Genomic DNA, 13,227 nt, shown 5'->3' on the forward strand with positions numbered 1-13,227 from the left:
TCATGATAGGAACAAACCGGTACAATTTTAAAAAACCGTACCGGTCAGGAAATCAGTACAGTGGCAACAATCCATCTCACCCGCACCGAACACGTCATGCAATTGGTCCAGGATCGCATCGAACGGCGAGTGTTGACGCCGGGCTCGCGTCTGCCTTCGGTACGGGCCATGGCCGAAACCACCGGCTATTCGAAATCGACCGTAGTCGAAGCTTATGACCGGCTTGCGGCGGATGGCGCGATCCGCTCTCGCCCCGGCGCCGGGTTTTACGTCTCGGCGCCGCTTTCGCCCCTGTCGCTGGACCGGATCGGCACACCTGTCGAGCGCGAGGTCGATCCCCTGTGGATGCTGCGCCAATCGCTTTCCCATCGCCCTGGGGCGCTGAAACCCGGCTGTGGCTGGCTGCCGGATGACTGGCTGAACAGCGCCCATATCCGCAAGGCCCTGCGTGCGGCGGCCCGCAGCAAGGCTGACGCGCCTTTGATGGGCTATGCCTCGCTGCTCGGATCGCCGCCGCTGCGGGCCCTGCTCGCCCGGCGGCTGGAAGAGCAAGGCACGGCCGCCGCCCCGGACCAGATCCTGCTGACCGAAAGCAGCACCCATGCCCTCGATCTCGTCAGCCGCTTCCTGCTCGAACCCGGAGACACGGTGCTGGTGGACGATCCGTGCTACTTCAATTTCCTGGCCTTGCTGCGCGCGCACCGGGCGAAAGTCATCGGCATCCCGATGACGCCCAACGGGCCGGACATGGCCGCTTTCGCCGCGGCGCTGACGGAACACCGCCCCCGTTTCTACATCACCAATTCGGCCTGCCACAATCCGACCGGGGCAACACTGTCCGCCGCCACCGCGCACCAGTTGCTGAAGCTGGCCGATGCGCACGATCTGGTGATCGTGGAAGACGATGTCTTCGCCGATTTCGAGTACACGCCCTCCCCCCGGCTTGCCGCGTTCGACGGGCTTGACCGGGTGATCCGGATCGGCAGCTTTTCCAAATCGGTAACGGCGGCGATCCGCTGCGGGCACATCGCCGCCCGCCCGGACTGGATCGAGGCACTGGCGGACCTGCGTGTGGCGACCTCCATGTCGGGCAATCCGCTCTCGGCGGAAATTCTCCACGCAGTGCTGACGGACAGCGGATACCGCCGCCAGATCGAGGGTATCCGCACGCGTCTGGCCCGCGCCATGGCGCGAACCACGGCACGGCTGCGCGACGCCGGGATCACGCCCTGGATCGAACCGGCCGCCGGTCTGTTCATCTGGGCACGGCTGCCAGACGGGCTCGATGCCGCGCAACTGGCCCGCGACGCACTGGCCGAGAACATCGTGCTGGCCCCCGGTAACGTCTTCAGCACCAATGGCATGTGGAGCAATTACTTGCGCTTCAACGTGGCGATGAGCGACGATGACCGCGTCAGCGGCTTCCTGACCAGAGCCTGCCGCCAGCCCGCTCCGGCGCGGAATTACTGACGAACGGGGTTAACAGAGAACGCGGCGGCTAGGCTGGAAACAAGAAAATCTTAGCGAATGCCAGTTACCATGATTGCCGGTCTTAGTTCTGGCAGGCACAAGAATGAAAATATTGGTCGTAGACGATGAAGAGGCCGTCCGGGAGGCCTATCGTCATGTCTTGGCCGAACGGAGGGACTTTCCGCCCGCCGGTGGCTTGACGGCCATGGCCCGGGACCTGTTCGGAGAGGATGTCCTGGCCGGTGAGGATGCTCCGGCCGCCGCGCATCCCGTATTCGACGTCCATTTCGCATCGCAAGGCCTGGATGCCGTTGCCATGGTCCAGAATGCACTGGACCGGAACGACCCGTTCAAGGCCGCCTTCATCGACGTGCGCATGCCGCCGGGGATCGACGGGCGGGAAACCGCGCGGCGCATCCGCGCGATCGACAGCGACATCAACCTCGTGATCGTCACCGCCTATTCCGACCATTCCGCCACCGACATTGCCACTGTCGCAGGCCCGGCGGACAAGATCTTCTACATCAGCAAGCCCTTTTCCAGCGAGGAAATCCGGCAGATGGCGCTCGCGCTGTGCCAGCGGTGGGACAACGATACCGGGCAACTGGAACTGCTGCGGCAGAAAGTGGCCGAACTGGCAACCAGCGAGGCGCGGGCCCGCCATGCAGCGCTGCACGATTCCCTGACCGGCGCGGCCAACCGGATGGCCTTTCTTCAGGAACTGTCCTGCCGCATCACCCGTGGCGATACCGGCTTTGCTCTCGCCATCATCGATCTCGACCGCTTCAAGCATGTGAACGACACATTCGGGCACGGCGCGGGCGACGATCTGCTGATCGCTGTTTACGACATTCTGCACGAACAAGTGCCCCCGCACAGCATGGTCGCCCGTCTGGGCGGAGACGAGTTCGGCCTGCTTCTGCCTGCCGATCAACTGGAAGAAGCACAAGCGATCTGCGCGCATCTTGTCGAAAGCTGTTCCCGCAGTTTCTCGGTCTTTGGCAATTCGGCGCGGATCGGCGCCTCCTGCGGACTGATGATGCCGAAAGAGCAGCCCTACCGGGATGCCAGCGAATTGATGCGCTTTGCCGATCTGGCGCTTTTCGCGGCCAAGCGCGACGGGCGCGAGAGAGTCTGCGTGTTCGATGGTGCGATGGATGAAAGCCAGCGCTTCCGCCAGGTCATTGAAGGGGGGCTGCGCCGCGCCATCGCGGAAGGCGAACTGTCCCTCCACTATCAACCGATCGTGGAACGCGACGACCTCAAGACCGTGGGCTTCGAAGCGCTGCTGCGCTGGAACAGCCCGGAAAGCGGGCCGATCTCCCCCGCCATCTTCATCCCCATTGCCGAAGAAAGCGGCCTGATCGACGATCTGGGCGAATGGGTCGTGGACCATGCTCTGAAAGACTGCGCCGGCTGGCCGGACCTGTTCGTGTCCATCAACTTCTCGCCGCGCCAGTTCAAACGGGCGAACTTCGTCGAATGGCTGGATGCGCGCGTGGCCCATGCCCAAGTCGCCCCCCGGAACGTGCAGATCGAAATCACCGAAACGGCGATCTTCGAAGACACCAGCTGGGCCGCGGACGTGCTGCGCGAACTGCAGGCCAAGGGCTACCGCATTGCGCTCGACGATTTCGGCACGGGCTATTCCAGCCTGTTCAACATCAAGAACTTCTCCCTCAACTGCCTGAAGATAGACAAGAGCTTCATCGAAGGGCTGGGGCACGACAGGCACAGTGCCGCGATCGTCAGCTCCGTGATCCATCTCGCGCGGGCACTAGGCCTCTATATCATCGCCGAAGGGGTCGAAACCGACGAGCAGTGTCAGGTCCTGCGCCTGACCGGCTGCTCCCACATGCAGGGCTTCCTGTTCGGCAAGCCGGCCAATGCCGCCGAAACGGCAGACCAGGTGCAGAGCCTCCCGGAGGTGCCGGAGCCCGGACAGCGCCCCGCTGCGATCGGGGGGTAACGTGGCCTGGCGCCTGCCCTGGACACGCAACCGCGACGGCCGGTTACGCAATACCCTGCTGTTCAACCTGGCTCTTATCGGCCTGATCGCGGCGGCTGCGCTGTTCGTCCTGCTGGGCTCTTCCATCCAGAAGAGCTTCTCGTCGCTGGAACAACGCGAATTGGAGGGGCATCTCGGCCGGATCTCCGACTTCCAGAAAACCGGCACGGGGTTCCTGCTGGCGCGCGCAAAGGACTGGGGAGTCTGGGACGACAGCTACGTCTACGCCCAGAAATTTGATGCCAGCTATGAAGCCAACAACGTCAACATAGAGTCGTTTCGGAATGCCCGCGTCGATGGCCTTGCCATTGTCCGCCTCCGCGACGGCACAGGCCGCGGTTTTGCCTTCGACCGCACGAAAGGCACGAAACAGCCGGGGCTGGCGCGCGCCCTTCTGGCAGAAGTCACCCGCCCGGATTTCATGGCATACATGCGCGGCAGGGAAGACGCGCAGAGCTTCGCCGTTCTGGATGGCCAGCTATACACCATTGCCAGCGTGCAGATCCACAAGAGCAACGGCGGCAGCGCTCCTCCCGGCTTTCTCACGTTCGTCCAGAAAGTTACGGCGCAAATGGCGGAAGACGCCTTGCAGGTGCCGGCCGGGATCGATCTGAAGTCCCGGATTACAACAACGCAAATCGTCCGCGCCCCCAATACCATCGAGATCGCCGTGCCGTTCAAAGGGCGGAACGGAAAAACCGTCGCAGCCATCCAGCTTCATATGAAGCGGCCACTGACGCAAGCAGCCCATGAACTCCTGCTCATCACCTTTGCAGGCGTTTTCTCGCTGATCGCGCTGCTGCTGACCGTGCTCAACCGGCGCGTCAAAACGCTTGTGCTCGATCCTGTCGAGCGGCTGCACAAGCACGTCAGCCGCATACGCGAATCCAGGGAACTGCAGGCCATCAACACGCCCGCTCCCGCCAACGAGTTCGGGGCCCTGCAGGCCGAATTCAACCGGATGACCGCCGAACTGCTGCAATTGCGCGCGCAGCTGGAATCGCAATCATTCACGCTGGGAAAATCGCAAAGCGCGATGGGCCTCATACACAATCTGCGCAACGGCCTGAGCCCGGTCCGAGTCATCCTGGAAACACTGGATCAGAACTGCCGGAACACTTTCCCTCCGCAAATGCAGCGGGCACTGGACGAACTGTCGGACGGCACGCTCGATCAAGAGCGGCGCGACAAGCTCATCAGCTTCCTTACGGCTGCGCATGAACATGCCGCCGCTACGAATTCCGTTGCGAGGCAGCAAGTCCGTGAGGCGGCGCGCAACCTGATGAATGCCATCAATGCCATCGATGCGGCCGCGCAGAATGGGCGCGACATCCATTTCGACGAACGCTGCGATCTTTCCGGCCTCCTCAGCCATTCGGCCAACATCGCCCGCTATGCCGACAATATCGCGATTGCCGCCGATGTTCAGTGCAACGGCCATATCGCTGTGTCCGGCAACCGCGTCCTGCTCAGCCAGGTCCTGGAAAACCTAGTCACGAACGCACTGGAAGCCATCCGCGAAAGCGGACGGCAGGATGGAGCGATCTCACTGCAGGCCGCGCAGAACCGCAAGACGGGAATCTGCACGATAACCGTGGCCGACAACGGCGCCGGTTTCGCTCCCGAAACCGCCCCCCGGTTGTTCGAACGCGGATTTTCGACGCGCACATCGAAATCGGGCGGCCTCGGCCTGCACTGGTGCGCGAACACCGTGCAGGCGATGAACGGCGAACTGCAGCTGGAAAGCCGCGGCAAAGGCAGGGGCGCCCGGGCCATCATTCGCCTTCCCTTGTGGCAGAATCGGGCCGGTGGAAACAAAAACGCGGCCTGACGCTCCCCCTATTCTTTCAAAACCGCCTTGCACAGGAAGCTGTTGGCGAGATTACCAATATCGGCCATAAATGTATGTCACTATGCGCGAGCACCTGCCGCAGCGCAGACAGGACCGCGACGCGTGCAATGATACGCCGGATCAATCAATTATGCGTCTGATCAATGTTATGCATCGTCCGGGTATGACATGCATCTGCCGCGTTCGTTCGGCAGGGCCGATTTTGATCGCTGGACACGGGGTCGCGAAAGGAAAGGCATATTGACCGAATGGCCATGGACCGCACCGGCCGCCGGTACTGCGGAGACGCAGGCATCCAGGCGGACCCGTCTGGCTGGAAACTGCAAGCGCATGGCCGCCGGCCTGCTGCTTCTGAGCCTGTCCGCCTGCTCCTTCGCCCCGGACTATGCGCGCCCCGCACCGCTCGTGCCTGCAACCTATCAGGCACCGGAAACACCCGGCGTTTCCATCGGCAATCTGGGCTGGCACGACTTCTTCCGGCGCCCCGAGCTACAGCGGCTGATCGGGGAAGCGCTGGCACACAACCGCGACATCCGCATCGCCAGCGCGCGCGTGGCCGAAGCGCGCGCGGCGTGGCGGATCGAGGGGGCCTCGCTCTATCCGCAGCTTGATGCCGTGGGCACCGGCACGCGCGGGCGCAGCCTGTTCAATCTGCCCGGCGCGGGCACCACGCCTATCGACACCAAGCAGGTCAGCGCGCAGTTGAGCGCGAGCTGGGAGATCGATTTCTGGGGCCGCCTGCGCAACTTGCGCGATGCCGCGCGCTGGCAATATCTGGCAAGCGAGGAGGCCCGCCGCGCCGTGGCAACCAGCCTCGTCGCACAAGTGGCGAATGGCTATCTGCTGGAGCGCGAGTATGAAGAGCGCGCCAAGCTCGCCCGCAGCTCGATCCAGACGCGCGAGGAATCGCTGCGGATCATGCGGCGGCGCTACGAAGTCGGCGCGGGCTCCAAGCTCGATATGACGCAGGCGCAGACCCTGCTGGCGCAGGCGCGCATGACCTTGCAGGCGCTGGAACAGGATCAGGCGGTCAACCGCAATGCCATGGCCCTTCTGGTCGGCCATCCGGTAACGATCGCGCCAGGCACGCTCACGCTGCTCGATGCCCCCGAGCACCCGCCGCTGCCCGTGGGCCTGCCATCGGAATTACTGATCAACCGGCCCGACATCGCCGAGGCTGAAAACCAGTTGCGCGCCGCCAATGCCAATATCGGCGCGGCGCGGGCGGCGTTCTTTCCCAGCATCAGCCTCACCGGCGCCTACGGCACGATGAGCGACGCGCTCGACGGCCTGTTCTCGAAGGGCAGCGAGGCCTGGAGCTTCACCCCCACCATCCGCCTGCCGCTGTTCAATGCGGGCCGGCTCAAGGGCAATCTCGACGTGGCGAAAGCCCGGCGCGAACGGGCGGTGGCCGAATACGAAAAGGCCATCCAGTCCGCCTTTCGCGATGTGTCCGACGCGCTGGTACGGCGCCGCCAGCTCCAGCTGCAGATCGACACCACGAAAGAGATGCTCGACGCCCAGCGCGAACGCGCGCGGCTGGCGCAATTGCGGTTCGACAACGGGCGCTCGGCCTATCTCGAAGTGCTCGATGCCCAGCGCGACCTGTTCGATGCAGAACAGTCGCTGGTCCAGCTGCGCCGCGCCGAACTGGCCAGCGTCGTGGCGCTCTATTCCGCGCTCGGCGGCGGCTTTGCCGATGACCGGGCTTTCGAAACGGCACCATCAGGCAACAACAGGGAACAGACGCGATGACGCAGGCGGACAGAAAAACCTGGATCGTCAGGGGCGCGATTATCGCTGCCGTCGTAGTCGCCGGCATGGCACTGTGGTCGTTCCTCAAGCCCTCTGGCCTTCCCGAGGGGATCGTCAGCGGCAACGGCCGGATCGAGGCCACGGAAATCGATATCTCGGCCAAGACGCCGGGGCGCATCAAGGACATCATCGCCGAGGAAGGCCAGCTGGTGAAAGCGGGCGATGTCGTCGCGCATATGGATACAGACAGCCTGCACGCGCAGCTTTCCGAAGCCGAAGCCCAGCTGGCGCAGGCCACCAACGCCATCCGGATCGCCGAGGCGCAAGTCGTCCAGCGCCAGAGCGAACGGTCCGCCGCACAGGCCACCGTGCGCCAGCGCGAGGCGGAACTGAGCGCGGCCCGCAAGCGCTTCCGCCGCTCAGAAACCCTTGCACAGGAAGGCGCGACCCCGGTGCAGGAGCGGGACGACAACGAGGCCGCCGTCGAAGGCGCGCAGGCGGCGGTGGAAGCCGCGCGTGCGCAGTTCGCCTCGGCCAATGCAGGCATTGCCGCCGCGCGCAGCCAGGTTATCGGCGCGCGCTCCAATGTCGATGCCGCACGCGCGACGATCGCTCGCATCAAGGTCGATATCGACGATTCCGATCTGCGCGCGCCGCGCGGCGGGCGCATCCAGTACCGCGTCGCTCAGCCGGGCGAAGTGGTGGCGGCAGGCGGCCGGGTGATGAACCTCGTCGATCTCTCCGACGTCTACATGACTTTCTTCCTGCCCGAGACGGTGGCCGGCCGCGTGCGCATCGGCAGCGAGGCGCGGCTGGTGCTCGATGCCCTGCCCGGCCGCGTGATCCCCGCGAAGATCAGCTTCGTCGCCGATGTCGCCCAGTTCACGCCGAAAACGGTGGAGACCGAAAGCGAGCGGCAGAAACTGATGTTCCGCGTGCGGGCACGGATCGATCCCGCGCTGCTCGAACGCCACATTTCGGTCGTCAAGACCGGGCTGCCCGGCATGGCGTACGTGCGCGTCGATCCCAAGGCGGCCTGGCCCGAAAACCTCGCGAACCCCGTGAAGGAATAAGACGATGGCCTCCGCCCAGCCACCCGGCGGCGGAACTCCCGTCGTCAAGATTGCCGGTGTCTCGCTGCACTATGGCAAGAAGGCGGCGCTGCGCGATCTCAATCTGACGGTGCCCGAAGGCCGCATGGTCGGGCTGATCGGGCCGGACGGCGTGGGCAAGTCCAGCCTCCTGGCACTGGCCTCCGGCGCCCGCGCGGTGCAGGACGGCGAAGTCGAAGTGCTGGGCGGCGACATGCGCCTGCGCCGCCACCGCGAGGCTGTGTGCCCGCGCATCGCCTATATGCCGCAAGGGCTCGGCAAGAACCTCTATCCGACGCTTTCGGTGGAGGAGAACCTGCAATTCTTCGCCCGGCTGTTCGGCCACGATGCCGCCGAACGCCGCCGCCGCATCGATGCCCTGACCCGCTCCACCGGCCTTTACGATTTCCTCTCGCGCCCGGCGGGTAAATTGTCGGGCGGCATGAAGCAGAAGCTCGGCCTGTGCTGCGCGCTGATCCACGATCCCGATCTACTGATCCTCGACGAACCGACCACCGGCGTCGATCCGCTGGCGCGCGCGCAGTTCTGGGATCTGATCGGGCGCATCCGCGAGGAACGGCCCAGCATGAGCGTGATTGTCGCCACCGCCTATATGGACGAGGCGCAGCGCTTCGACTGGCTGGTGGCTATGGACGACGGCGCCGTGCTCGCCACCGGAACCCCGGCGCAGCTGCTCGAACGCACTGGCACCACCTCGCTCGAAGCCGCTTTCGCCGAACTGCTCCCGGAGGAACGCAAGCGCGGCCATGCCCCGGTGGTAATTCCGCCGCTGGAAGGCGATCACGACGATATCGCCATCGAGGCGAAAGACCTCACCATGCGCTTCGGCGATTTCGTCGCGGTCGATCACGTCAGCTTTCGCATCCGGCGCGGCGAGATCTTCGGCTTCCTCGGCTCCAACGGCTGCGGCAAGACGACGACGATGAAAATGCTCACCGGGCTGCTTCCGGCAAGCGAAGGCGAGGCCTGGTTGTTCGGAAACCCCGTCGATCCGCGCGATATCTCCACCCGCCGCCGGGTCGGCTATATGAGCCAGGCCTTCTCGCTCTACGGCGAACTGACGGTGCGCCAGAACCTCGATCTGCACGCGCGGCTGTTCCACGTTCCCGAAGACGAGATCGCCCCACGCGTGACGGAAATGGTCGAGCGCTTCTCGCTGGAGCAGGTGCTCGACGATCTGCCCGGACGCATTCCGCTCGGCATGCGCCAGCGCCTCTCGCTCGCCGTCGCCATGGTGCACAAGCCCGAACTGCTGATCCTCGACGAGCCGACCTCGGGCGTCGATCCGGTCGCGCGCGATGCGTTCTGGCGGCTGCTCGCCGAACTCTCGCGCCGCGACAAGGTGACGATCTTCATCTCCACCCATTTCATGAACGAGGCCGAGCGCTGCGACCGCATGTCGATGATGCATGCAGGCCAGGTGCTCGACAGCGATGCCCCCGCCCGGCTGGTCGAGAAACGCGGGGCGAAGACGCTGGAAGAAGCGTTCATCGGCTACCTTCTCGACGCCGAAGGGAACGGGGAAAGCGGCAACGGGGGACCGGCACCGCAAAATCCAGTAACGGTCGAACAGGCGTCCGCGCCCAAGGCCGCGAAAGCCCGCGTGCGTTTCAGCCTGCAGCGCATGCTCAGCTACGTCTGGCGCGAGGCGCTCGAATTGCAGCGCGATCCGGTGCGCGGCACGCTGGCGCTGGCGGGATCGGTGATCCTGCTGCTGGTGATGGGCTACGGCATCAGCCTTGACGTCAACGACTTGCGCTACGCCGTGCTCGACCGCGATCACAGCAGCGTCAGCGAGCGCTACAAGCTCGACATCGCCGGATCGCGCTATTTCATCGAACAGCCACCAATCACCAGTTACGACGATCTCGACCGGCGCCTGAAAAGCGGCGACATCGCGCTCGCCATAGAGATCCCGCCGCATTTCGGGCGCGATCTGCTGCACGGCAGACAGGTTGCCGTGGGCGCCTGGTTCGACGGCTCGATGCCGCAACGGGCAGAGACGGTGCAGGGCTATATCCAGGGGCTGCACCAGCACTGGCTGCAAGACCAGATGCGCATGTCGGGCCGTTCCGCTGCCAGCAGCAATGTCTCCATCGAAAACCGCTATCGCTACAATCCCGAAGTGGAAAGCCTGCCCGCCATGGTGCCGAGCGTGATCCCGCTGCTGCTGCTGATGCTGCCCGCCATGCTGACCGCGCTTGCCGTGGTGCGCGAGAAGGAGCGCGGCTCGATCATCAACCTCTACGTGACGCCGGTGACGCGCTCCGAATTCCTGCTGGGCAAGCAGATTCCCTATGTGGCGCTGGCCATGGTCAATTTCGCCGTGATGCTGGCGATGGCCGTGTTCCTGTTCGACGTGCCGCCGACGGGCAATGTGCTGGCGCTGATCGTCGCGGTGCTGATCTTCTCGATCATCGCCACCGGCATGGGCCTGCTCGCCTCGGCCGTGACCAAGAGCCAGATCGCCGCGTTGTTCCTCGCCATGGTCGGCACGATGATCCCGGCAGTGACCTATGGCGGCATGACCGATCCGGTCTCCTCGCTCGAAGGCTCGGGGCGGATCATCGGCAGCATCTATCCGGCCAGCCACATGTTCACCATCAGCCGGGGCGTGTTCAGCAAGGCACTGGGCTTTTCGGACCTCACCGGCTCGGTCTGGCCGCTGATCGTGACCGCGCCGGTGATCACCGGGCTGGCGATCGCCTTTCTCCGCAAGCAGGAGCAATAGCGATGCGGCAGAATATCTCGAACATCTACCGGCTGGGCATCAAGGAACTGTGGAGCCTGCGGCGCGATCCGATCATGCTGGTGCTGATCGTCTTCACTTTCACCTTCGCCGTCTATTCGTCGGCCGCGTCGATGCCGGAAACGATGAACCGCGCAGCGATCGCAGTGGTGGACGAGGACAATTCGCCGCTTTCGCACCGTATCATTTCCGCGTTCTACCCGCCCCAGTTCCAAGCACCGAAGCTCATTTCCGCTTCGCAGATAGACCCTGGAATGGATGCGGGGATTTACACGTTCGTGCTGCACATCCCCGTCAATTTCCAGCGCGACGTACTGGCCGGGCGCCCTGCCGAAATCCAGCTCAATACCGATGCCACGCGCATGACGCAGGCCTTTTCCGGCAGCGGCTACATCCAGCAGATCGTGATGGGCGAGGTGAACGAGTTTCTGTCCCACTACCGGGCGCAGGCTGCGCCGCCAGTGGATCTGGAGCTGCGCGCACGGTTCAATCCCACGCTGAACAAGACCTGGTTCGGCGGGCTGTCACAGATCATCAACCAGATCACCATGCTGTCTATCATCCTGACCGGCGCGGCGCTGATCCGCGAACGCGAGCACGGCACGATCGAGCACTTGCTGGTCATGCCCGTCACGCCGCTGGAGATCATGGTCAGCAAGGTCTGGTCGATGGGGCTGGTCGTGCTGGTGGCCGCCTTCGTCTCGCTCAATGTCGTCGTGCGCGGTTCGCTGGGGGTTCCTGTCGCGGGCTCCATCCCGCTCTTCTTCGCCGGGGCGGCGCTGGTGCTTTTCGCCACGACCTCGCTCGGCATCTTCATGGCCACTATCGCGCGCAACATGCCGCAGTTCGGCATGCTCACCGTGCTGGTTCTGCTGCCGCTGCAGATGCTCTCGGGCGGGACCACCCCGCGCGAGAGCATGCCGGTGCTGGTGCAGGACGTGATGCTGGCCGCGCCCACAACCCATTTCGTCCAGCTCGGGCAGGCGATCCTGTTCCGGGGCGCGGGCTTCAGCGTCGTGTGGCCCAATTTCCTGGCCGTCGCGATCATCGGCGCGGTGTTCTTCACGATCGCCCTGTCCCGCTTCCGCAAGACCGTTGCCACGATGGCGTGATTTTGGGGCGTGATTTGGGGCCTGATTTTGGGGCGTGAACCGGCGCCCTCAGGTCCCCGCCGCCTCCCGCCGGAACTGGCTGGGCGAACGGCCGAACCAGCGGCGGCAGTTGCGGCTGAGAATGGATTGTTCGGCAAAGCCCAGCTTTTCCGAAATGCTGCGGAAATCGAGGTTCGTCCGCTCCAGATAATACTGCGTCAGTTCGCGCCGCACCTGATCCTTCACTTCCTGAAAACCCGTGTTCTCGCGGTGCAAGTGGCGGCGCAGGGTGCGAAGGTGCAGGTTCATGGCCCGGGCGACCTCGCCAATCGAACAATCGCCTTGCTCCAGCCTGCGGATGATCAACCCGCGCACTTCAGCATGCACCGGCAAACGCTCACGCGGGAAGCTGCGTTCGATATAAGCGGCCATTTCCCGGTGGATCTGGCTGCTCTGGTGCAAAACCGGGCAATCAAGGTCAGCGGCAGAGAATGTCAGCCCGTCCACTGCCTCGCCAAAGCGGACTTCGCAGCCGAAGTTGCGGCGGTATTGGCCCGGATCGGACACCGGCTCGTGACGGAAGTGAACGCAGCGCGCCCGGGCATAGCCGCCGGTCATTTCCATCGCTTCCAGGTGCCCGACAAGCAGGACTTGCTCGATAACCTGCGCCCGGTTGGCGATGCTGCCTACCAGCAGCTCATGCGCGGCGAAAACGGCGCTTTCATCGGGGAGCGCGCGCACCCACATCCGTGCCGCGCGGCTATGGGCATCGCTGTGCTTGCAGGCGAAGCGCAAGGCGTCGCCGAATGTCCGCGAATTGCGCATGACCTGCCCAAGCGGGCCGAAAATGCTCCCGCCGCTCTGCCGCCGCGCCAGCCGCATCCCCAGGTCCGGACAGCCAAGGGCCCGCGCGGACGTTTCCAGAAGCGCGATGGTCTGCGGATAGGAAAGCGCGCCGCTGCCACCGGCGAATTCCTCTTCTCCAATCCCCGCCTGCCGCAGCAGGTCCGGCAGACTGCCGCCCAGATCGTGCACCAGTGCCGCAAAGTGGCGTAAAAGGCGGGCATTGAGCTTTTCGAAATCCTGCGCGTTTGCCTCAACCGGCACAGTCCTGCCCCCTCTGCCTTGCCCCGCCGTATCCGCCCTCCGGCGCGCCATTCCACGCTGGTGCGATACATCGTCTGCGAGAC

8 protein-coding genes are annotated in these 13,227 nt (G+C 64.4%); 7 read left to right on the top strand and 1 reads right to left on the bottom strand.

Annotated features, from left to right (window positions below):
* Positions 1-60: 60 nt before the first annotated feature.
* The 7 genes from MTR66_RS02730 to MTR66_RS02760 all read left to right on the top strand — a co-directional run bounded on the left by MTR66_RS02730 (position 61) and on the right by MTR66_RS02760 (position 12,058).
* Positions 61-1,470, top strand: a complete 1,410-nt coding sequence (locus tag MTR66_RS02730; protein ID WP_327194469.1) for an aminotransferase-like domain-containing protein — start codon at positions 61-63, stop codon at positions 1,468-1,470.
* 103 nt (positions 1,471-1,573) lie between these two features.
* Positions 1,574-3,439 (top strand): putative bifunctional diguanylate cyclase/phosphodiesterase, encoded by a 1,866-nt coding sequence (locus tag MTR66_RS02735; RefSeq protein WP_243917681.1) that lies wholly within the window; start codon positions 1,574-1,576, stop codon positions 3,437-3,439.
* A gap of 1 nt (position 3,440) precedes the next feature.
* Positions 3,441-5,309 (top strand): sensor histidine kinase, encoded by a 1,869-nt coding sequence (locus tag MTR66_RS02740; RefSeq protein ID WP_243917683.1) that lies wholly within the window; start codon positions 3,441-3,443, stop codon positions 5,307-5,309.
* A 261-nt stretch (positions 5,310-5,570) separates the two neighbouring features.
* Positions 5,571-7,085, top strand: coding sequence for an efflux transporter outer membrane subunit (locus MTR66_RS02745; RefSeq protein WP_327194470.1), 1,515 nt, complete (start codon positions 5,571-5,573; stop codon positions 7,083-7,085).
* The gene (locus tag MTR66_RS02750; RefSeq protein ID WP_243917685.1) at positions 7,082-8,158 is read left to right on the top strand and encodes an HlyD family secretion protein; all 1,077 of its coding nucleotides are present in this window, start codon (positions 7,082-7,084) and stop codon (positions 8,156-8,158) included. The genes MTR66_RS02745 and MTR66_RS02750 overlap by 4 nt, the downstream gene beginning before the upstream one ends.
* Before the next feature lie 4 nt (positions 8,159-8,162).
* Positions 8,163-10,928 (top strand): ribosome-associated ATPase/putative transporter RbbA, encoded by a 2,766-nt coding sequence (gene rbbA / locus MTR66_RS02755; RefSeq protein ID WP_243917687.1) that lies wholly within the window; start codon positions 8,163-8,165, stop codon positions 10,926-10,928.
* Between the two features lie 2 nt (positions 10,929-10,930).
* On the top strand, positions 10,931-12,058 hold the full coding sequence (locus MTR66_RS02760) for an ABC transporter permease (RefSeq protein WP_243917689.1): 1,128 nt from the start codon (positions 10,931-10,933) through the stop codon (positions 12,056-12,058).
* Between the two features lie 48 nt (positions 12,059-12,106).
* Here the strand turns inward: MTR66_RS02760 and MTR66_RS02765 are convergent, their stop codons facing one another.
* Positions 12,107-13,144, bottom strand: a complete 1,038-nt coding sequence (locus tag MTR66_RS02765; RefSeq protein ID WP_243917690.1) for an AraC family transcriptional regulator — start codon at positions 13,142-13,144, stop codon at positions 12,107-12,109.
* Positions 13,145-13,227: the final 83 nt, after the last annotated feature.

The organism is Novosphingobium beihaiense (assembly GCF_022832375.1).
Lineage (GTDB): Bacteria > Pseudomonadota > Alphaproteobacteria > Sphingomonadales > Sphingomonadaceae > Novosphingobium > Novosphingobium beihaiensis.